Raw genomic sequence first — 19,598 nt, 5'->3', positions numbered from 1 at the left:
GCATGGCGAACAAGGACTTCGAAGAGCCGGACAACGGCGACGAGGTCCTCGGCGATGAGGGGTCGGAGGCCTCGGCTGCACAGCAGTCCGAGGCGGCCGGCCCCCACTCGCAGGGGACAGGGTCGCAGGAGACGAGCTCGCAGGACGACACGGATGCCGACGAGCTGACGATCGAAGACATCCTCGGCGCCGCCCAGAGCGACGAGGCGGCGGTGGCCGACGCCCCCGCCGAGGAGCACGACCTGCTCCTCGACCTCAAGCGCCTGCAGGCGGAGTATGCCAACTACCGCCGCCGCACCGAGGAGCAGCGAGAGGTCGAGATAGCGCGGGCCAAGGGCGCCGTCGCGAAGGGCCTGCTGCCCGTGCTCGACGACCTCGACCGCGCCGAGAAGCACGGCGATCTGACCGAGGGCTCCGCGCTCACGGCGATCGCCGAGAAGCTCCGCGGTGTCGTGGCGCGTCTGGGTGTGGAGACCTACGGCGCGGCGGGCGATGCTTTCGACCCGCAGCAGCACGAGGCGATCTTCCAGGCGCCGACGCCGGGCACCGAGTCGCCGGTCATCCTCGAGGTCGTCGAGGTGGGCTACCGCCTGGGCGCCATCGAGCTGCGGCCGGCCAAGGTCGTCGTCGCGGTTCCGGCCGAGTAAGTCGAGGGGAGGGACATGGCCAGTCAGGACTGGTTCGACCGGGACTTCTACAAGGTCCTCGGTGTCGCCAAAGACGTATCGGATGCCGATCTGAAGAAGACGTACCGGAAGCTGGCGCGCCAGTACCACCCCGACTCCACGCAGGGAGATGCGGCCGCCGAGGCGAAGTTCAAGGAGATCAGCGAGGCCTACGCCGTGCTGAGCGACAAGGACCAGCGTCAGGAGTACGACCAGATCCGCGCGATGGGATCGGGCAGTGCCCGCTTCCAGGCGCCGGGTTCGGCCGGCGGCGGGTTCGAAGACGTCTTCAGCCGCTTCGGCGGCGGCGGCGCCACGCGCGGGCAGCAGGCCGACTTCGACGACCTGTTCGCGATGTTCGGCGAGCAGGCGGGCGGTCGGTTCGGCAGTGGGCGCTTCGGGCAGCCCACCGGCGGATTCCGCGGTTTCGGCGGTCCGCAGCGCGGAGCCGACGTGACCGCACGCACGACCCTCGACTTCCAGACCGCCGTCCGCGGCGAGACGATCACGCTGCAGGGCGAAGACGGCAAGCCGTTCAAGGTGAAGATCCCCGCCGGCGTGTCCGACGGCCAGAAGGTGCGCCTGCGCGGCCGGGGACGTCCGTCGCCCGACGGCGGAGAGCCCGGCGACATCGTCGTGGCGGTCACCGTCCGGCCCCACCCGGTCTTCACCCGCGATGGCCTCAACCTGCGCGTCACGGTTCCCGTCACGTTCACGGAGGCGGCCCTCGGTGCGACGATCGAGGTGCCGACGCTGGGGTCCGACCCCGTGAAGCTGCGGGTCGCCCCCGGGACGCCGTCGGGGCGCGTGCTGCGCGTCAAGGGACGCGGCGTGGCATCCGCCAAGGGCACCGGCGACCTGCTCGCCGAGGTCCAGGTGGCCGTGCCCGCTCACCTCGACGACCGCGCGCGCGAAGCCCTCGAGCGGTTCCATGAACTGGAGCCGAAGGAGAATCCTCGCGCCGACCTGATGAGCAAGGCGCGCGAATGACCGAGCCCGAGGTCGACGAGGAGACCCCGATCTTCGCGATCGCGGTCGCGGCGGAGCTCGCGGGCATGCACCCGCAGACGCTCCGGCAGTACGACCGGCTCGGCCTCGTCGTCCCCGGTCGCACACAGGGCGGATCGCGGCGCTACTCGCTGCGTCACGTCAAGCAGCTGCGCGAGGTGGCGGCGCTGTCGGCGGAGGGAATCAGCCTGCCCGCCATCTCGAGGATCATCGAACTGGAGAACACCGTCCGCTCGCTCCGCCGACAGGTGGGCGAGTTGGAGCAGCGGGTGCGCGACGAAGTCGACCAGCGCCGCGGCGCGCGCGTCTTCGCCGCAGGTGCCACCGGGTCGGTCGTGACCCTGCGCCACGGCACGCGCGTGCGTCGCGCGACGGAGGTCGTCGTGTGGCGACCGCCCGAGGCCGAGCTCGACTGACCGGCGCCACCGAGTCGGCGAGCGCGCCGAGCGGCCCGCGCAGGATCCGCTACGGCTGCGCGGCCAGGAACGCGTCGTAATCCGCCCGGGAGACGGCCGCGTAGGCAAACGCCCACTCCAGGAGCGCGGCTCCGGCCCGCCGTCCACCGCCGATGTAACCGGCGACGAGTGTCGCGTTCGGCGACTGGCTGTGCGCGCGGGCGAGCGTGGTCGCGCACGCCTGCGCGTAGAGCGCGAACGGGCGGTCATCGAGCGTCTCGATGTCGATCCCGCCCTTCATGTCGCGGAACTGGCGGACGTAGTAGTCACCCGTCGTCCCCCGCAGGTACCCGAGGAACGGGTCGGACACGCCCTGCAGGATGCGCTGCATCCCCACGACCCGCGCTCCCTCGCCGTGGGTCCGACGCAGGGCGGTCAGGTCGGGGGGCTGGATGCAGCCGCCGTACTCGACGAGCACGCTCCTCCCCGCCTCCTTCGTCTGCAGCAGGAGCGCGTGGCCGTCGCCGTCCTGCAGGAGCGTGACGTAGCAGCGCGTGCCCACGCTCCCGACGCCCACCGCCCGGCGCACGGTGTCCGACACCCGGTAGTGCTGGAGCAGCAGGCGGATGTCGTCCCGCGCGGTCTCCAGGTAGCCGGCGATCGCCCCTTCGACGAGCGCCGCCGTCGCCGCGTCGAGGTGGGTCATGGCCGGTGGCACCTCGATGAACCGCAGCCGTCCGTCGGCATCCGGCTCGGTGAGCTTGCGGGCCGCGCGCTCGCCCGTGCGCCGCTCCGCGTGACGCACCGCATCGCGCACGACACGCCGCCCGGCCTTGTCGCGAAGGGCCCGCGCGCCGGAGACGTCGAAGTGCTCGTAGTAGCGCGAGAGCGCGCTGCGGCGCGTGTAGGCATCGATCGCGTGGGCGTAGGCGCGGACGGTGGCGATGACGGCATCCGTCACGACCTTCTCGTCCCTACTGGTCGCCTGCCCGGCGATGACGATGCTCGTGACCAGCCGCTTGAGGTCCCACTCCCAGGGCGCCCAGGCGGACTCGTCGAAGTCGTTGAGGTCGAACACGAGCGTGCGCTGCGGCGAGGCGTAGAGGCCGAAGTTCGCGACATGAGCGTCTCCGCACGAGGCGACGGGGATGCCGCTGCCGCTGTCGCGGGCGAGGTCGGCGGCCATGAGGGCGGCCGTGCCCCGGTAGAACGCGAACGGGCTCGCCGCCATGCGCTCCCGGCGCAGCGCCAGCAGCTCCGGCACGCGCGTCGCGTTCTGAGCGGTGAGGATGCCAAGGGGATCCCGGTCCGTCGTCGTCAGATCGGCGAGACGGTCCAGCGGAGCGGTCCGCCGCGCGGCGCGGCCGGCCGCGAGCCGAGCCGCGCGAGACGGCAGAAGATCCCAGGAGTCCACGGTCATGCGCTCATCCTGGCATCCGCGAGTCGTTCGGATCGCGAGGGGCGTCGTCGTCATCTCGCTCGTGGGCGCGCAACGTGGCGGTATGGCGGATCTGGTCGTTCAGGGCGGAGATCACCGTCGCGCTCGTGACGCCGAGCACGACCAGCCCGCCCATCATGAGGCCGACGGCGATCGTCCGTCCGGCGAACGTGACGGGAGCGAAGTCGCCGTATCCGACCGTGGAGATCGTGGTGAACCCCCACCAGATCGCATCACCCAGGTCGAGGATGGTCGCGTGCGGGTCGTGACGCTCCGCGAGCCAGACCAGCGTCGACCCCGTGAAGACGAACAGGAACGTGAACATCGACACCATGAGGAGCAGGCGCGCACGCTGGCGCGCTGCCGTCGCACGGAACCACGGGACGCGCCAGATGTACGCGATGATCACGAACGGCCGCAGGTAGGCGATGAGCAGCGAGACCGCCTCGAACCATCTGGTACGCAGGAAGGTGCGGGGTGCGCCGCTGAGGACGAGCCGGAGGGCGAAGTCGGCGATGAAGACCGCCCATGTCACCGAGACGAAGGCCGTCAGCGCTCCCCGGTAACCCCGGTCGAGCTCCGGATCGGCCAGGAGCCACACCCACGCCGCGAAGAACGCGAGCGACAGGAGGAACATCGGCCACGCGGTGCGATCCTCCCACGTGAGCGCACGCGACGAGATCCGGCCATGCGAGGGCATGCGGGTCGTCATGCGCTCATCCTGGCACCGGCCGGCCCCGGTCGATAGCGTGAGCGACATGACGGGCGACCGCCCCACCCATGGTCTGGCCTGGCACGGATCGGCATTCGTGCGGGGTCTCGTGTACGCGTTGCCGGCGACCGTCGCGGGCGTGTTGGACCCCCTCCTCGGCCTGGCGCTCGCGGTCGGCGTGCTTCCGGTCGCCGCTTTCCCCTTGCCCCGGCGCAAGCGCGCACGTATCGTCCTCGCCCTTCTCGGTGTCGTCAGCGCCGCGTGCTTCCTCCTCGGTTCGCTGCTCGCTCCACACCCGGTCATCGCTGTCATCGCCCTCTTCGTGGGCGGCATCGCGTTCGGGTGGTGGGCGAGAGATGCCGTGGCCGGCCGCGCGGCGATGACCCTCTGTCTGCCCCTCATCGGTATCGGCTTGAGCTTCGACGACTTCGACACCGCGGTCGCCGCTGCGGTGCTCATGATCGTCGGATCGCTCTACGCCTGGGTGGTCTCGCTCCCGTGGGTGGAGCGGGCACCCGCGCCACCCGGTCCAGCGGGCTCCGCGGCGGCCGCTCACCAACCACCCGCCGGGTACCCCCTTCTCCTCGGGCTCACCGGTGCGATGGCTGCCGCGATCGGGTTCGGGTTGGAGCTCGAGCACGTCGGATGGGTGACCGCTGCGGCGCTGTTCGTCCTGCGGCCCGATGCGGAGCTCATGATCCTGCGCGTGATCGGACGCGTCGCGAGCGTGGCGGCGGGTGCGCTCGCGGCGGCGCTCCTCGCGTGGTGCGACGCGGGTCCTGTCGTGGGGGTGGCGGTTGCCGCGCTCGCTCTCGGGGCACTCGCGGCGACCGTCGGAAGCCGTTGGTACGTCGCTCCTGCCTTCACGACGTACATCGTGCTGAGCCTGATCCTCGTAGCGCCGGGGGAGAGTCCCGGCGGGCGCTTCATCGAGCGTGTGGGGGAGACGGGCGTCGGCATCGGGGTCGCGGTCGTCATCGGCATCCTGCTCCCCGTTGCGCTGCGGTGGGCGCGAGCGCGGCGCCCGGGAGACCGCCGGGCGAGCTGACGGTCAGCTCGGGTCGAGGCGCAGGATGCCGGGGGTCTCGCCGACCGTCAGATCGTCGATGATGCGCAGCGAACGGGCGAGGTCGTCGACGGCGCCGAGAACCGTGCCGAAGCGCTCCCGGTCGGAGCAGACCGCGGTGACCGTGACGAACTGCGCGCCGGTGTCCCACGTGTACGTGGCGAACGGGGGAGCGGTCGACCCGTCGGGCCGCGACGGCGGGAGGGGCAGCACGAGCTTCTCGCCCGCCCCGAGGTAGGTGCCTCGGAACGTCTCGGTGTCGTCGTACTCGATCGGCATCATGGCCCGCGCCGCGCGCAGCTGGGGTGTCGCCTGCTGCACCTGGGCCATGACGACGAGGAGTTCGGGGTCGTCCTTCCAGACCCACACGAGCACCCTGCCCGCGGCCTTCCGCATGAGCGCGGGGGCGGCCTGACTCATCGCCCAGGCGGCCATTCCGCTGCCGGGGCGCGCCGCCCCGCCCATCGTCGCGTTCGCCTGCGTGAGCAGCATGCGGATCGCGCGTTTGCGGGCGCGACGGCCGCGCAGACCGAACGAGCCCGTGACCGGCACCCAGCGGGAGCGGTCGGCTTCGGCAGACAGTCGTACCATTCCACCAGCGTAGGTTGCTAGCATCCCGCTATGCGCCTCCTCTCCCCCCGGGGGGCCGTCGCCGTGCTGGCTACCGTCGCCCTGCTCGCCGCGACGCCCGTCGCCACCGCCACCGCCGCCGCACGCCCTGACCGCGTCGGCCTCGTCAACGTCGTGGGCGCATCGCTCACCGCCTCGGGGGCCACTCTCACGGTCGACTGGACCGACGTGCCGGGAGCCGACCGCTACGAGGTGTTCGCCTCACCCTCGTTCGACAAGCTCCCCACGAAGACGACACCGTCGGCCACCGTCACCGCATCGAAGGCGACGGTGGGGCGACTCGATCCCGGCCGCGACTACTACATCCAGGTCCGCGCGGTGAACAGTGCCGGTCCGGGGCTACGTTCGCTGCGCATCGGACACGGGACCATCGCCGACGAGGTGGCCCTGCGCGCAGACACACCCGTGTACCGCCTGCTCACCTGGAACGTCTGCTCGAACGCGTGTGGGTCGTTCTCCACGCGCGCGAAAGTGATCACCTCCCGCATCCGCGAGCTCGCGCCCGACATCGTGGCGCTCCAAGAGGCATCGAAGTACACGACCGCGCCGACCGGATATCGCCACGTGGTCGACGGCCAGAACGACATCCTCGTCCGTCGGGGGGAGTTCGGGGCCGTGCCCGCGACAGCCTCCAAGCCCACGAGCGGCAGCGTCCGGTTCTCGAGCACGTACGCGACGTCGGGCAAGGGCGTCGCATGGGCGGCGCTCCATCACCGGTCCGGCGCCTACATCCTCGTCCTCGACGTGCACCTGGTCACCGGCACATCGCGTTCCGCGGTCGCCCAGCGCGAGTACGAGGCGGGCCGAGTCGCCTCGCTCGTCACGTCGCTGCGGAAGAAGCTCGCGGCGTCGCATCGCTCGGTCGCCGACTGGACGCGGGTGCCGGCGATCTTCCTCGGCGACTTCAACACCCACAAGTCGCGCACGGACGACGACACGATGGCGGTGCTCGAGGGGCGCGGCTATCGGGATGCGTTCGATCAGGCGCGCGCCCTCACGCGGCAGCACCACAACACCGCGAACCCGGAGTGGAGCACCCGTCCCGTCATCGGACAGCTGTGGGGTGCTCACGTCGACAAGGTCGTCGTCCGTCCGTCGCGCGCCGTCGTGCGCAGCTGGGCGAACGCGGGAGAGATGTCTTCGAGCAGGAGGTACGTCACCCCGCTCGGCTCCGATCATCATCCGCTCCTCGTGGAGGTGTCGCTGCGCTGAGCCTTCGAGTCTCGTGAGGGTGCTCCGGTAGACTCGGATCGGCGCGCACGCGACCGCGTTCCGCCGCCGCACAGATTGGCCCCGTACCCCGTGACCGAATCCGCGACGCCTGCCGAAGACCAGCACCGCGCCCGCAGCCCGCTCACCATCGTGATGGCCGCCGACACCTTCGCGCCCGATGTCAACGGCGCCGCGCGCTTCGCCGAGCGGTTGTCCGCCGGCCTCGCAGCGCGCGGCCACGACGTCCACGTCGTCACCCCGAGCGTCGGGCACCGCAACCACGGTGTCTTCACGGAGCACATCGAGGGGCAGGATCTCACCGTCCACCGCCTGCCCGGTGTGCGCTGGCCCCCGCACGACTGGCTGCGCTTCGTGTGGCCGTGGCGCAGCAAGTACTACGCCCGACGGGTGCTGAGCGCCGTGAAGCCCGACGTCGTCCACAGCCAGTCGCACATCGTCATCGGGCGCGGGCTCACGCGCATCGCGCGCCAGCGCGGCATCCCGGTCGTCGCGACCAACCACGTCATGGCCGAGAACATCATCGACTTCACGACGCTGCCGCCGCTGCTCGACAAGGTCGCGATCAAGCTCGCCTGGGACGACGCGGAGCGCACGTTCAAGATGTCGCGCGCCGTGACGACGCCCACCCGTCGTGCCGCCGAGTTCCTGGAGTCGACGATCGACATCTCCGGCGTCATCGCCATCAGCTGCGGCATCGACAAGCGGAACTACACCCCCGATCTCACCCCGCGTGCGCCGCGTCGGGTGCTCTTCGTGGGCCGCCTCACGACCGAGAAGCACGTCGAGCTGACGCTCGAGGCTGTCGCGCGGCTCGCGCCTGAGTTCCCCGACCTCAGCTTCGACGTCGTCGGCGGCGGCGACCAGCGCCGCAATCTCGAGCAGACGACGCAGCGCCTCGGGATCGCCGACCGCGTCGTGTTCCACGGCCGCGTCGAGGAGGAGCAGCTGCGCGCCGCGTACACGAAGGCCGATGTGTTCGCCATCGCGTCGATCGCCGAGCTCCAGTCCATCGCGACGATGGAGGCCATGGCATCCGGTCTCCCGATCGTCGCCGCGAACGCGGTGGCCCTGCCGCACCTCGTGCACGACGGGGAGAACGGCTACCTCTTCGAGCCGGGCAGCGTCGACGACCTCGCCGACAAGCTGCGCCGCGTGCTCACGGCATCGCCGGAGGAGTACAGCCGGATGCAGCAGGCCTCACTCGACGGGGTCGATATCCACGACATCGAGAAGACGCTCGACACGTTCGAGGCGCTGTACCGCGGCGAGCCCCTCCCCGACCGCCGATGAGGGTCGCGTGATCCGGCTCTTCTTCGACGCGCGCTACATCCGCACCGACTTCCACGACGGCATCAGCCGCTACTCGGCCGAGCTCGCCGCCGCCGTGGCCGCGCAGGCTCCCGAGTGCGGTGTCGAGGTGACGTACCTCATCCACGACGAGCGTCAGCGCGCTCTCCTGCCGCGGGATGCCGTCACCCTCACGATCGGGTCGCCCACCGCCGTCACCGAACCGCTGCGCGCGCGGGAGCTGAACCGTCACGCCCCCGACGTCGTGTTCTCGCCGATGCAGACGATCGGCACGTGGGGGCGGCGGTATCGGCAGATCCTCACGCTCCACGACACGATCTACTACCGGCACCGCACACCGCCGAAGGACCTTCCCTGGTTCGTGCGTCTCGGCTGGCGTCTGTTCCACCTGTCGTATGTGCCGCAGCGTCTCACGCTGAACGCGGCCGACGTGGTGGCCACCGTCAGCGACACCAGCGCCCGGCAGTTCGCGGCGGTGCGCCTCACGAAGCGGCCCGTCGTCGTCATTCCGAACGCGCCGCAGCGCCTCGCCGATCTGCTGCCCGCCGGGGTCGGTGTGCACCCCGGAGCGCAGAACCTCGTCTACATGGGCTCGTTCATGCCCTACAAGAACGTCGAGACCCTCGTGCGCGCGATGGCGGAGCTCCCGGGGCGCACGCTGCATCTCCTGTCGCGCATCACCCCTTCCCGCCGCGCCGACCTGGAGTCGCTCGTCGCGCCGGGGTCCGACGTCGTGTTCCACGGCGGCGTGACCGACGCGCAGTACGCGGCTCTGCTGGCCGACCGCGCGGTGCTCGTGAGCGCGAGCCTCGACGAGGGTTACGGACTCCCCGTGGCGGAGGCGCTGGAGCTGGGCGTGCCGGCGGTCGTCACCGACATGCCGATCTTCCGCGAGGTCGCCGGGTCGGGTGCGCTGTACGCGCCGGGGACGGATGCCGCGGCGTTCGCGCGCGCCGTGCGCTCCCTCGACGACCCCGACGAGTGGGGACGCCTCGTCGCGGCAGGAACCGCGCACATCGCCCGCTTCGAGTGGGGCCGGTCGGCCGGCATCCTTCTCGACACGGTCGTAGATCTGGCGCGCTGACCGCCGCCGCTTGCGGGCGCACTGTGTGTGTTCGCGTGCAGGATTTCGGAGATGTCACGATCTGCGGAGCCGAATGCCTACGGGCATCCGCGATCCTGCACATCTCCGAAATCCTGCACACCGGCCCGCGAGGGATGCCACGGGTGTGCCCGGGAAGGATGCCACGGCACCTCGCCGGCGCCGCGGACGTGCGCGACGAACGCGCGTCAGGGCAGACGCGTGGGGTCGGTGGGAACGCGGCGGTAGCCGTCGGCCGGGAGGCCGCGCAGTGTCGCAATGACACCCGCGAGGGCGAGGCCCGCAATCATCAGCAGAATCATCATGGCAGAAACGCTACGCGCGTCGGATAACAGCCACTAGTGGCAGGACTGCACATAAGTGTAGGATTTCTGCCATGAAGACCGTCGCCTGTGTCGTCCTCCCCGGCTTCGCCCCGTTCGAGTTCGGTCTCGCCTGCGAGGCGTTCGGTCTCGACCGCTCCGACGACGGCATCCCGAACTTCGACTTCCGCATCGTGACGCCCGACCCCGGCGCCGTTCCCAGCAATCTGGGCTTCACGATCAATGTCGACGCCGACCTGACGTTCGCCGACGAAGCCGACCTCGTCGTGCTCTCTCCCATCCCCCGTGAGCGCTGGGCGCACGTCGACGAGCGCACGCAGGAGGTCGTCCGGCGCGCCGTCGCCCGCGGCGCGTGGGTGCTCACGGTGTGCAGCGGGTCTTTCGTGGCCGCTGCCGCCGGCATCCTGAACGGACGTCGCGCGACGACGCACTGGCGCTACGCCGACACGATGTCGGCGATGTACCCCGAGATCGAGGTCGACCCGAACGTGCTCTACGTGCAGGACGGCCGCATCATCACGAGCGCGGGAACCGCCGCAGGGATCGACGCGTGCCTGCACCTGCTCCGTATCGAGCTCGGCGCCGAACTCGCCAACAAGATCGCCCGCCGCATGGTGGTGCCGCCGCAGCGCGACGGCGGCCAGGCCCAGTTCATCGACAAGCCGCTGCCGCAGACGGCATCCCTCTCCCTCGCGCCGGTGACCGACTGGATGCTGCAGAACCTCCGCTCCGAGCTCTCCGTCGACCAGCTCGCGGCCCGCGCGCACATGTCGCCGCGCACGTTCGCCCGGCGGTTCAAGGCCGACTTCGGCACCACGCCGGCGGCGTGGCTCGGCCGTCAGCGGCTGCTGCACGCCCAGCGGCTGCTCGAGCAGACCGAGTTGGGACTGGATGCCGTGGCCTACGAGTCGGGCTTCGGTTCGGCCGCCGTGCTGCGTCAGAACTTCGCCCGCGCGCTCGGCACCACCCCGACCGCGTACCGCGCACGGTTCACCTGCCGAACGGACATGTCGGCGCTCGCCTCCTGACGCGGTGAGTGGTAAACTTGAGCCAAACGGACTCAAGTTTGAGTCTCACGCCATCCAGGAGCACCGATGAACGCACAACCCGCACCCGGGCAGGAGGAGCAGCAGAGCGCCCTCGAACAGTTCGGGATCAACCTGACCGATCGCGCGCGGCAGGGCAAGCTCGACCCGGTCATCGGCCGTGACAGCGAGATCCGCCGCGTGAGCCAGGTGCTGACCCGTCGCACCAAGAACAACCCCGTCCTCATCGGCGAGCCCGGCGTCGGCAAGACCGCCGTGGTCGAAGGGCTCGCGCAGCGCATCGTCGCCGGCGACGTCGCCGAGTCGCTCAAGGACAAGGAACTCGTCACCCTCGACATCTCCGCCCTGGTCGCCGGCGCCATGTACCGCGGCCAGTTCGAGGAGCGCCTCAAGAGCGTCCTCAAGGAGATCACCGAGTCGGAGGGTCGCGTCATCACGTTCATCGACGAGCTCCACGTGCTCATGGGGGCGGGCGGCGGCGAGGGATCGGTCGCGGCATCCAACATGCTCAAGCCCATGCTCGCCCGTGGGGAGCTGCGCCTCATCGGCGCGACCACGCTCGACGAGTACCGCGAGTTCATCGAGAAGGATGCCGCGCTGGAGCGCCGCTTCCAGCAGGTGTACGTGGGCGAGCCGTCGGTCGAGGACACCATCGCGATCCTCCGCGGACTCAAGGGCCGGTACGAGGCGCACCACGGAGTGACGATCAGCGACGGCGCCCTCGTGGCCGCCGCGGCGCTGTCGAACCGCTACATCCCGTCGCGCCAGCTGCCCGACAAGGCCATCGACCTCATCGACGAGGCCATGAGCCGTCTGAAGATGGAGATCGACTCCAGCCCCGTCGAGATCGACCAGTTGCGGCGCCGCGTCGACCGGATGCGCCTGGAAGACCTCGCGCTCAAGAAGGAGAAGGACGACGCATCCAAGGAGCGTCGCGCCAAGCTCCGTGAGCAGATGGATGCCGCGGAGTCCGAGCTGCGTGTACTCGAGGCGCGGTGGGAGCGCGAGCGCGCCGCCCTCAATCGCGTCGGCGATCTGAAGAAGCAGCTCGACCAGGCCTACACCGACCGCGACCGCGCGCTGCGCGAAGCCGACTACGCGCGCGCGTCGAAGCTCGAGTACGAGACCATCAAGCGGCTCGAGCAGGAGGTCGCCGCCGCCGAGCGCGCCGAGGCCGACCCGACCGCCGGCGAAGAGCGGATGGTGAACGAGCAGGTCACCGACGAGGACATCGCCGCCGTGATCGCGGCGTGGACCGGCATCCCCGTCGGACGTCTCCTCCAGGGGGAGGGCGAGAAGCTCGTGCACCTCGAGTCCGAGCTCGGCAAGCGCCTCATCGGGCAGAAGGACGCGGTCAAGGCCGTGTCGGATGCCGTCCGCCGCTCGCGTGCGGGCATCAGCGACCCGAACCGGCCGACGGGGTCGTTCCTCTTCCTCGGTCCGACCGGGGTGGGCAAGACCGAACTCGCCAAGGCGCTCGCCGACTTCCTCTTCGACGACGAGCGCGCCATGGTGCGGATCGACATGAGCGAGTACGGCGAGAAGCACTCGGTGGCACGCCTCGTCGGCGCCCCTCCGGGCTATATCGGCTACGAGCAGGGCGGACAGCTCACCGAGGCGGTGCGTCGCCGTCCCTACTCGGTCGTGCTGCTCGACGAAGTGGAGAAGGCGCACCCGGAGGTGTTCGACATCCTCCTGCAGGTGCTCGACGACGGTCGCCTCACCGACGGTCAGGGCCGGACGGTCGACTTCACGAACACGATCCTCGTCCTGACGAGCAACCTCGGATCGCCGATCCTCATCGACCCGACGCTCACGCCGGAGTCGCGTCGGGAGCAGGTGATGGCGCTCGTGCGTCAGGCCTTCCGTCCCGAGTTCCTGAACCGACTCGACGACATCGTCATGTTCCAGGCGCTCAGCGAGGACGACCTCGCGCAGATCGTCGAGCTCTCCGTCGACGCCCTCCAGCGTCGCCTCGCCGATCGCCGGCTCACCCTCGCCGTCACCCCCGACGCGCGGGCGTGGCTCGCCGAGCGCGGGTACGACCCGATCTTCGGCGCGCGGCCGCTGCGCCGTCTCATCCAGTCGGAGATCCAGGACCGCCTCGCGATGGCGCTGCTGTCGGGCGGCATCCGCGACGGCGACCTCGTGCGGGTCGACGTGGCATCCGATGGGTCCTCCCTCGTGCTGACGGGCGAGTCCGCCGCCTGACGCTTCGGCATCCGCGCGCTGCCGTCCGGGCGAGCGGATGCCGTACGGTCGGAGGATGCAGTTCGCCTCCTCCGGCCGCATCGTCGTCGTCGCCCAGTGGGTGCTGGCGGTGCTGATGCCCGTGTTCCTGTTCATCGGACGCGGTTTCGTGGGGGCCGAACTCGGCTGGATGTCGGTCATCGGCATCGTGTACGGCTGGATCCTCATCGTCCTGCTGCTGATTCCGCCGATCCTGACGCTCTTCGACACGGAGGCGCGCAGCTCGGGCACGGTGCGCGAGGGGTATGCGATCTTCTCGGCGCTCGTGTGGTTCGGGCTCCTGGTCGCCGGCATCTCGATCCCCGACTCGGGTGACAGCGGACACCTGCAGACCGCACTCATGACGTGGACCGGTGCGTCGGAGCAGTTCTCGACCGCCGTCTTCACCGCCGGGTTCGGGCTCGCGGTGTTCGCGTGGCTCGTGACGATCGTGCAGGCGATCCGCGGCATCGTCTACTCCCGCCGCGCGGGATGACGGACGCATGACCGCGCCGTCGCGACTGCGCGCCCTGTGGGGAGCGTCGCACCCTGGACCGACGCTCGTCGTGACCGCGCTCGCCGTCGCGCTGGGGATCGCGGCGGGACTCGATCCCTGGCGGGTGGTCGTCCTGGCATTCGCCGTCATCGCCGGCCAGCTCTCCGTCGGCATCTCGAACGACGCGATCGACGCGGCCCGCGATCGCGCCGTCGGGAGGACGGACAAGCCGATCGCCCGCGGGGACGTCTCGGTGCGTGCCGCCTGGGTGGCGGCCGGGCTGCTCGTGCTCGTCTCCCTCGCCGCCTCGGCGGTGCTGGGGCTGCTCATGGCCGCCGTCCATGCGCTCGCGCTCGCCTCCGCCTGGGCCTACAACGCGGGGCTGAAGAACACGCCGGTCTCGATCGTGCCCTTCCTCGTGAGCTTCGGGCTTTTCCCCTCCCTCGCGACCCTCTCCGCCTCCTCGCCCGCCTTCGCGTCGCCCTGGGCGACGGTCGCGGGCGCCGCGCTCGGCGCCGCCGTGCACCTCACGAACGTGCTGCCCGATCTCGACGACGACGCGCAGACGGGCGTGCGCGGTCTCCCGCATCGGCTGGGAGTGCGGTGGGCGGTGACCCTGGCGGTGGTCGGCATCCTCATCGGTGCGCTCGCCGTGCTTCTCGGACCGGCGTTGCAGGGCACCACCGGGGTCGGGCCCGTGGCCGTCGCGTTCTTCTCCGCCGTGGCGATCGTCGCCGGCGCGACCCTCGTGCTGGCCCTCACGCGGCGCCCCACCCGCGCGCTCTTCCGGCTCACGATGCTGGCGGCGCTCCTCCTGGCGGTCCAACTGGTCGCGACGGCGGCCGGCTGAACCGCGCTCGGCTGAACCGCCGTCAGCCGATCCGCTCCCTGGCGCGCGCGGTCACGCCCCCCGGTCGAACCCCATCGCGTACGTGTGCGCGAAGAGGCGCCCGCCGACGCCTGTGAGCGCCGCGCCCAGCACCCCCGACCGCACCCCGTGGATGCCGGGGCCTCCCGGGCGGCCGAGAGACGTGTTGGCGCTCGCGATCGCGGCGGCGATGCGCGCCGACCGCACCCGGCGGCGCTCCCACCGGTGCAGTTCCGCCTCGGGCGCGTCGCCCGTCGCGATCCACCGGGCGAGCAACGGCGCGAGCCCGGCCGCGTCGAGCAGCCCGAGGTTCATCCCCTGGCCGCCGATGGGGCTCACCTCGTGCGCCGCGTCGCCGACCACGAACATGCCGCCGCGGCGCAACCGAGGAGCGACCGCCCGCTTCACCCGGAACGAGGTCGCACCGGACACGTGATCCGCGGCATCCGCTTCGCCCCTCGTGCGCATCGCCGCCCGCAGCCGTTCGTCGCGTTCGGCGTCGGCCGTGTCGGTGTCGTCGCCGCGACCGTCCCACGCGACGAAGCGGCGCCTGCCGCCGGGGAGCGGGAACGACTCCAACACGCCGCCGCGCGAGAGGTGGACGACCGCCACGTCGGCGTCGGGGCGCGCCGCGACGTCCGCGTCGGCCATGAGGTAGCGGTCGGCGTACGTCCGCACCGCGACCGCACCCGGGCGGTAGACGAGGTCGCGCCCGCCCGCACCGGATGCCACGACCGCCGCCGTGGCCTCCCACTCCTCCTCGCCCGACGTGGTCTCCGCGCGTACGCGCACGCGCCCGGCGACCGTGCGCACACTCGTCACGGTCGCCCCGCGCACCACCTCGGGGGCGCCGACGGCGAGAGCGGCTTCGGTCGCGGGCTGCGGAAGGGTCGCGACGAAGGGGAACCGGGCGGACAGGGCGTCGAACCGCACGACGCCGAGCACGCGGCCGTCGGTGCGACACTCGCCGCGGTCGACGCGCGTCGCGGTGGCGAGGATGCGGTCGGTCGTGCCGCTGTGCTCGAGCGCGGCGAGCACGGGGGCGTGGAGCCCGATGGCCCGCGAGCGTGAACCGGGTTCGGGCCGGCGCTCGAGGGTGACGACGTCGATGCCCCTGCGGGCGAGCTGGGCGGACAGCAGGATGCCGACCGGTCCCGCCCCGATCACGACGACGTCAGGCACGACCGACTCCCATCGCGAGGAGCCGGAACGGTGCCGGCTGGTGGACGGTCCAGCCGCTCCCGAGGGCGGCGCCGAGCTCGGCGGGGCGGTAGCTGCGGCGGATGGAGCGCAGCCCGTCGGTGCGCAGGAACGTTCCCGGTGCCAGCGGCGTGATGCCCGCCGCGTAGAGCGCATACGCGGCGGGGGAGCGCCGGATGTCGGCGTGGAGCACCGGCCCGCGGGAGAGCGCGAGCGAATCGGCGGCGAACTCCGCGAGCTCGTGCGCGTCGAGGTGGTGGAGGACGTGGTTCGACAGCACGACGTCGAACGCCGCGCCCTCGCGGAGCAACTCGGCCGAGTCGGCGCACCGGAAGTCGACGCCGGGCCGTGAGCGAGCGGATGCCACGGCGTGCGCCCGCGGGTCGGGGTCGGCGCCCAGCCATGTCGCGTCGAGACCGTCGCGGCGGGCGAGGGCAGCGAGCCGGGTCACGACGTCGCCGCCGCCGGAGCCGAGGTCGAGCACCCGCGCGGGACGCCCGAGAGCGGCGAGGTGCGGCGCCAGCACGCGGCGATACACCCGGCCCCACCCCGAGATGAGCCGGTTCACGGTGTCGAAACGGCGGAGCGTCGCCGCCAGGCGTGCCGGGTCGCAGTCGGGATCGTCCATGAGCTCGCGCACGACGGTGTCGCGTTCGCGCAGGCTCATACCTTCGCCGCCACCCCGGCGACCGGCCCCGACGCGACCGACACCGATGCGACGGACACGGGTGCGACGGGTGCGGACGCGACCGGCGACGCGCGCCGCGTGAGCAGAGCCGACTCGACCGTCAGCCCGGGGCCGAACGCGAGCGCGGCGAGCGTCTCGGACGGCGGGCCGTCGAGGAGCGTCCTGAGGATGAAGAGGATGGTCGCGCTCGACATGTTCCCGTGCGTGCGCAGCACGTCGCGGGATGCCGCGAGCGCATCGGGCGGGAGGTCCAGCCCCGACTCGACGCGATCGAGCACGCTGCGGCCACCGGGGTGCACCGCCCAGGTCGTCGGCGTCTCGCCGGCCAGGAACGCGCCGACCGCCGCGCGGATCTCGCGGCCGATGATGCGGGGGACCTCCGCCGACAGGGTCATCTCGAAGCCGGCGTCGCCGATGGTCCACGCCATGTCGTGCTCGCCCTCGGAGGTGAGCGTCGTGCCGAAGCGGCCGAGTTCGAGCGACGGCCGGGGCGTGCGCCCGGGAGGGTCGGGGCGCGCGCTCACGACCGCGGCGGCGGCGCCGTCGGCGAACACCGAGGCGGCCACGATCTGCTCCGGGTCGGCGGACGGGCGGAAGTGCAGGGTGCACAGTTCGCCGCACACGACCAGCACGACCGCCTCGGCATCCGCCGCGCACAGCGCCGACGCGAGGCGGAGCGCCGGGAGCGCCGCGGCGCAGCCCACGAATCCGAGATGGAACCGCTGGGCGGTGGCCGGGAGGCCGAGGTCGCGGACGAGTCGGTAGTCCGGGCCCGGCGCGAACAGGCCCGTGCACGAGACGGTGACGACGTGCGTGACCTCGTCGGGCGACACCGCGGCGTCGGTGAGCGCGGCGTGCGCCGCCGCGGCGAAGAGCGGTGGCGCGGCGCGCACGTACTCCGCATTGCGCGCTCCCGTCGACGGCGTGAGCAGGGTGCCGTCGGCATCCAGGACGGGGAAGCGGCTGTCGGCATCCGCCGTGGACTCCGCGTCATCGGGGAGGAATCCGGACAGGACCGTGTGGCGCGTGTCGATCGCCGCGGCGTCGAACGCGGCGTGCACGAGCCGTCGGGTCAGCCGGTCGATGCCGGGCTGAGATGCGAACAGGTCGCGGACGTGCTGCTGCGGCAGGCGCGTCGGGGGAACGGCGGTGCCGATCGACAGGATGCGGGCGGGCATGGTTCACCGTAACCGGGTCGCGCGGATTCCGGCACGGGGGTTGCGCGCGTCAGCGGATCGGCCCTGCGTCAGTGGATGCCGGGTGGGAGGTCGCGGGTGCGCCAGAACGGTCCGATGACCACCGGCAGGGCCGACAGCACCGAGCCGGCGGCACCGATCCACAGCGCGGGGACCGTGCCGAGCCACGTGCCCAGCCAGCCCGCGGCCAGGGCCGACAGCGGCATGACGCCCCACACGCAGAACCGGATCGAGGCGTTCATGCGACCGAGGAGGCGTGACGGGGTGATCCGCTGCCGGAACGTCACCTGCGTGATGTTGTAGACCAGCACCGCGAAGCTCATGACGAATCCCTGCACGACGAGCAGCGCGAAGGCGCCGGGAGTGGGCAGGAGCACCGCGAGCGGGAACGGGATCACCGAGAGACTGAAGGCGATCGCGCTCAGCGGGATCGCGCGGCCCTCGCCGACGCGCGCCACGATCCGCGGGGTCGCGATCGCGCCGAGCAGCCCACCGACGGCCCCCAGCGAGAAGACGAGTCCCATCACCTCCGGCGTGAAGCCGATGATGCGCAGGTAGTAGATCGGCATGAGCGTGAAGATGAACGTGCTGAAGAGGTTCGAGATGCCCGTCGTCCCCACGATGCGGCGCAGGAACGGGTTGCGGAACACCCAGCGGAGGCCTTCGGCGATCTCGCGATGGAGCGGGGCGTGGTCCTCGGGCGCGCGCAGCTGTTCGTGGTCGCGGGTGCGCAGCAGGGCGATGAGGGATGCCACATACGTGCCGACCGTCGTCAAGATCGCGAGCGGCGCCGTGAGGATGCCGACCAGCCAGCCGGCGACGGCCGGACCGCTGAGACCGGCGATCTGCTGCGTCGACTCGAGCTTGCCGTTCGCCTCGGCGATCTGGTCGGGGCGGACGAGGGACGGGACGATCGACTGGTACGACACGTCGAAGAAGACGGTGGCGATCCCCACGACGAGGGCGACGGCGTACAGGTGCCACATCTCGAGGTGGCCGGTGAGGTACAGCACGGGCACCGCGGACAGGGCGAGTGCGCGGACGGCATCCGCCCAGATCATGACGTGGCGCTTGCGCATGCGGTCGATCCACGCCCCGGCGGGAAGGCCGACGAGGAGGAAGGCCGCCATGGCCGCCGCGTTGAGGTAGCCGACCTGCGCCTCCGTGGCCTGCAGGAGCAGCACGGCGAGCACGGGGAGGGCGAGCTCGGTGATCTGCGATCCGAACTGGCTCAGCGCCTGGCCGCCCCACATGGTGAGGAAGTTGCGGTCGCGCCACAGCGACCCGCGTGGGCCCGGGGCCGGGGGTGCTCCCTGATCGGCCTCGACGGCGTCGCCGGCGTCGGCGCGCGACATGCCGGACGGCGACTCCGCGCGCGCTGCCGCGACGGTCTCGGGCGACTCCGATTGGGACATGCCAATCAGTGTCGCCGAGTGATTGGGAGAAGTCAATCGAGCGCTACCATGGCCGCATGGACGACGACACGGTCCAGACGACCGCGCGGGCATTGAGCTCGCCTCTGCGCATGCGCATCCTTCGCCTCTGCCGCTTCGACGCGCGCACGAATAAGCAGCTCGCCGAACTGCTGGGGGTCAACCCGGGCACGATGCTCCACCACGTGCGCACCCTCGTCGATGCCGGCTTCCTGGAGGCGCAGCCGGCCCGCGCCGGCGCGAAAGGCGCCCGCGAGGTGCCGTACCTGGCGACGGGGCGATCATGGAACGCGCCGATGGACGAGGCGGTGCCCGTCATGATGGAGACCGTGCGGCAGCAGGTCGCGCTCGCCGACCCCGGACAGGTGCAGCTCGCCTGGCTCGGGCTCCGGCTGTCCGCCGCGCACCAGGCGGCGCTCAGCGAAGAGATCGTGGCACTCTTCGACCGCTACAAAGACCTCCCGCCCGATCCGGACGGCGAGGCCTACTCGCTGACGATGATCCTCCACCCCGACCTCAACCCCCGACAGGACTGAACCCGCCGGGCGGGGGGCGGAGGCGG

General features: G+C 71.5%; 19 protein-coding genes. 12 read left to right on the top strand and 7 right to left on the bottom strand.

All coding sequences use genetic code 11. The features are described 5' to 3' along the window. The first annotated feature begins 2 nt into the window (after window positions 1–2). Genes P0Y48_10830 through P0Y48_10820 form a run of 3 tightly spaced genes read left to right on the top strand, consistent with a single transcriptional unit; the run spans window position 3 to window position 2,089 of the window. Window positions 3–647, top strand: a complete 645-nt coding sequence (locus P0Y48_10830) for a nucleotide exchange factor GrpE (protein WEK12953.1) — start codon at window positions 3–5, stop codon at window positions 645–647. 15 nt (window positions 648–662) lie between these two features. Beyond that, on the top strand, window positions 663–1,655 hold the full coding sequence (locus P0Y48_10825) for a DnaJ C-terminal domain-containing protein (GenBank protein WEK12952.1): 993 nt from the start codon (window positions 663–665) through the stop codon (window positions 1,653–1,655). After that, window positions 1,652–2,089, top strand: coding sequence for a MerR family transcriptional regulator (locus tag P0Y48_10820; protein WEK12951.1), 438 nt, complete (start codon window positions 1,652–1,654; stop codon window positions 2,087–2,089). Before P0Y48_10825 ends, P0Y48_10820 begins: the two co-directional genes overlap by 4 nt. 49 nt (window positions 2,090–2,138) lie before the next feature. Here the strand turns inward: P0Y48_10820 and P0Y48_10815 are convergent, their stop codons facing one another. Together P0Y48_10815 and P0Y48_10810 are read right to left on the bottom strand one after the other, a co-directional pair. Further along, complete coding sequence (locus P0Y48_10815) at window positions 2,139–3,488, bottom strand: DUF2252 domain-containing protein (GenBank protein ID WEK12950.1); 1,350 nt, start codon at window positions 3,486–3,488, stop codon at window positions 2,139–2,141. Between the two features lie 4 nt (window positions 3,489–3,492). Next, on the bottom strand, window positions 3,493–4,218 hold the full coding sequence (locus tag P0Y48_10810) for a potassium channel family protein (protein WEK12949.1): 726 nt from the start codon (window positions 4,216–4,218) through the stop codon (window positions 3,493–3,495). Window positions 4,219–4,264: 46 nt separating this feature from the next. On the opposite strand from P0Y48_10810, the gene P0Y48_10805 reads away from it, so the two are divergent. Next, window positions 4,265–5,266 carry an FUSC family protein gene (locus P0Y48_10805; GenBank protein WEK12948.1) on the top strand — a complete coding sequence of 334 codons (1,002 nt, stop codon included), beginning with the start codon at window positions 4,265–4,267 and terminating at the stop codon, window positions 5,264–5,266. Between the two features lie 3 nt (window positions 5,267–5,269). On the opposite strand, the gene P0Y48_10800 is transcribed toward P0Y48_10805, so the two are convergent. After that, window positions 5,270–5,875 carry a hypothetical protein gene (locus P0Y48_10800; protein WEK12947.1) on the bottom strand — a complete coding sequence of 202 codons (606 nt, stop codon included), beginning with the start codon at window positions 5,873–5,875 and terminating at the stop codon, window positions 5,270–5,272. A 30-nt stretch (window positions 5,876–5,905) separates the two neighbouring features. Between P0Y48_10800 and P0Y48_10795 the strand changes: the two genes are divergently transcribed. The 7 genes from P0Y48_10795 to P0Y48_10765 all read left to right on the top strand — a co-directional run bounded on the left by P0Y48_10795 (window position 5,906) and on the right by P0Y48_10765 (window position 14,501). After that, window positions 5,906–7,126 carry an endonuclease/exonuclease/phosphatase family protein gene (locus P0Y48_10795; GenBank protein WEK12946.1) on the top strand — a complete coding sequence of 407 codons (1,221 nt, stop codon included), beginning with the start codon at window positions 5,906–5,908 and terminating at the stop codon, window positions 7,124–7,126. Between the two features lie 90 nt (window positions 7,127–7,216). Then, the gene (locus tag P0Y48_10790; GenBank protein ID WEK12945.1) at window positions 7,217–8,437 is read left to right on the top strand and encodes a glycosyltransferase; all 1,221 of its coding nucleotides are present in this window, start codon (window positions 7,217–7,219) and stop codon (window positions 8,435–8,437) included. A gap of 10 nt (window positions 8,438–8,447) precedes the next feature. Beyond that, window positions 8,448–9,539, top strand: coding sequence for a glycosyltransferase family 1 protein (locus P0Y48_10785; protein WEK15062.1), 1,092 nt, complete (start codon window positions 8,448–8,450; stop codon window positions 9,537–9,539). Between the two features lie 394 nt (window positions 9,540–9,933). Then, entirely contained in the window at window positions 9,934–10,908 is a 975-nt protein-coding gene (locus P0Y48_10780) for a helix-turn-helix domain-containing protein (GenBank protein ID WEK12944.1), read from the top strand. Window positions 10,909–10,974: 66 nt separating this feature from the next. Then, complete coding sequence (locus P0Y48_10775) at window positions 10,975–13,137, top strand: AAA family ATPase (GenBank protein ID WEK12943.1); 2,163 nt, start codon at window positions 10,975–10,977, stop codon at window positions 13,135–13,137. A 55-nt stretch (window positions 13,138–13,192) separates the two neighbouring features. After that, window positions 13,193–13,651 (top strand): hypothetical protein, encoded by a 459-nt coding sequence (locus tag P0Y48_10770; protein ID WEK12942.1) that lies wholly within the window; start codon window positions 13,193–13,195, stop codon window positions 13,649–13,651. Window positions 13,652–13,658: 7 nt separating this feature from the next. Further along, window positions 13,659–14,501, top strand: coding sequence for a UbiA family prenyltransferase (locus P0Y48_10765; protein WEK12941.1), 843 nt, complete (start codon window positions 13,659–13,661; stop codon window positions 14,499–14,501). A 51-nt stretch (window positions 14,502–14,552) separates the two neighbouring features. On the opposite strand, the gene P0Y48_10760 is transcribed toward P0Y48_10765, so the two are convergent. From P0Y48_10760 to P0Y48_10745, 4 genes are all read right to left on the bottom strand, one after another. Next, window positions 14,553–15,701, bottom strand: coding sequence for an NAD(P)/FAD-dependent oxidoreductase (locus tag P0Y48_10760; GenBank protein ID WEK12940.1), 1,149 nt, complete (start codon window positions 15,699–15,701; stop codon window positions 14,553–14,555). Next, window positions 15,694–16,386 (bottom strand): methyltransferase domain-containing protein, encoded by a 693-nt coding sequence (locus P0Y48_10755; protein ID WEK12939.1) that lies wholly within the window; start codon window positions 16,384–16,386, stop codon window positions 15,694–15,696. The genes P0Y48_10760 and P0Y48_10755 overlap by 8 nt, the downstream gene beginning before the upstream one ends. Further along, window positions 16,383–17,585 carry a type III polyketide synthase gene (locus P0Y48_10750; GenBank protein WEK12938.1) on the bottom strand — a complete coding sequence of 401 codons (1,203 nt, stop codon included), beginning with the start codon at window positions 17,583–17,585 and terminating at the stop codon, window positions 16,383–16,385. The genes P0Y48_10755 and P0Y48_10750 overlap by 4 nt, the downstream gene beginning before the upstream one ends. Window positions 17,586–17,653: 68 nt before the next feature. Next, window positions 17,654–19,018 (bottom strand): MFS transporter, encoded by a 1,365-nt coding sequence (locus tag P0Y48_10745; protein WEK12937.1) that lies wholly within the window; start codon window positions 19,016–19,018, stop codon window positions 17,654–17,656. A 56-nt stretch (window positions 19,019–19,074) separates the two neighbouring features. Here P0Y48_10745 and P0Y48_10740 point away from each other — a divergent pair, with 56 nt between their 5' ends. After that, window positions 19,075–19,572, top strand: coding sequence for a winged helix-turn-helix domain-containing protein (locus P0Y48_10740; GenBank protein ID WEK12936.1), 498 nt, complete (start codon window positions 19,075–19,077; stop codon window positions 19,570–19,572). The last annotated feature ends 26 nt before the right edge of the window (window positions 19,573–19,598 follow it).

The sequence above is a fragment of the Candidatus Microbacterium phytovorans genome (assembly GCA_029202445.1).
GTDB lineage: Bacteria > Actinomycetota > Actinomycetes > Actinomycetales > Microbacteriaceae > Microbacterium > Microbacterium phytovorans.
Note: the sequence above shows the minus strand (reverse complement) of the source record. Positions and strands in the feature narration are given on the sequence as shown.

Bases quoted from the DNA above. Each gene is read 5' to 3' on its own strand.
- P0Y48_10820 (WEK12951.1), top strand. From the start codon at position 1,652: ATGACCGAGCCCGAGGTCGACGAGGAGACCCCGATCTTCGCGATCGCG.
- P0Y48_10830 (WEK12953.1), top strand. From the start codon at position 3: ATGGCGAACAAGGACTTCGAAGAGCCGGACAACGGCGACGAGGTCCTC.
- P0Y48_10740 (WEK12936.1), top strand. From the start codon at position 19,075: ATGGACGACGACACGGTCCAGACGACCGCGCGGGCATTGAGCTCGCCT.
- P0Y48_10805 (WEK12948.1), top strand. From the start codon at position 4,265: ATGACGGGCGACCGCCCCACCCATGGTCTGGCCTGGCACGGATCGGCA.
- P0Y48_10745 (WEK12937.1), bottom strand. From the start codon at position 19,018: ATGTCCCAATCGGAGTCGCCCGAGACCGTCGCGGCAGCGCGCGCGGAG.
- P0Y48_10765 (WEK12941.1), top strand. From the start codon at position 13,659: ATGACCGCGCCGTCGCGACTGCGCGCCCTGTGGGGAGCGTCGCACCCT.
- P0Y48_10780 (WEK12944.1), top strand. From the start codon at position 9,934: ATGAAGACCGTCGCCTGTGTCGTCCTCCCCGGCTTCGCCCCGTTCGAG.
- P0Y48_10815 (WEK12950.1), bottom strand. From the start codon at position 3,488: ATGACCGTGGACTCCTGGGATCTTCTGCCGTCTCGCGCGGCTCGGCTC.
- P0Y48_10775 (WEK12943.1), top strand. From the start codon at position 10,975: ATGAACGCACAACCCGCACCCGGGCAGGAGGAGCAGCAGAGCGCCCTC.
- P0Y48_10810 (WEK12949.1), bottom strand. From the start codon at position 4,218: ATGACGACCCGCATGCCCTCGCATGGCCGGATCTCGTCGCGTGCGCTC.
- P0Y48_10770 (WEK12942.1), top strand. From the start codon at position 13,193: ATGCAGTTCGCCTCCTCCGGCCGCATCGTCGTCGTCGCCCAGTGGGTG.
- P0Y48_10795 (WEK12946.1), top strand. From the start codon at position 5,906: ATGCGCCTCCTCTCCCCCCGGGGGGCCGTCGCCGTGCTGGCTACCGTC.
- P0Y48_10755 (WEK12939.1), bottom strand. From the start codon at position 16,386: ATGAGCCTGCGCGAACGCGACACCGTCGTGCGCGAGCTCATGGACGAT.
- P0Y48_10825 (WEK12952.1), top strand. From the start codon at position 663: ATGGCCAGTCAGGACTGGTTCGACCGGGACTTCTACAAGGTCCTCGGT.
- P0Y48_10800 (WEK12947.1), bottom strand. From the start codon at position 5,875: ATGGTACGACTGTCTGCCGAAGCCGACCGCTCCCGCTGGGTGCCGGTC.
- P0Y48_10750 (WEK12938.1), bottom strand. From the start codon at position 17,585: ATGCCCGCCCGCATCCTGTCGATCGGCACCGCCGTTCCCCCGACGCGC.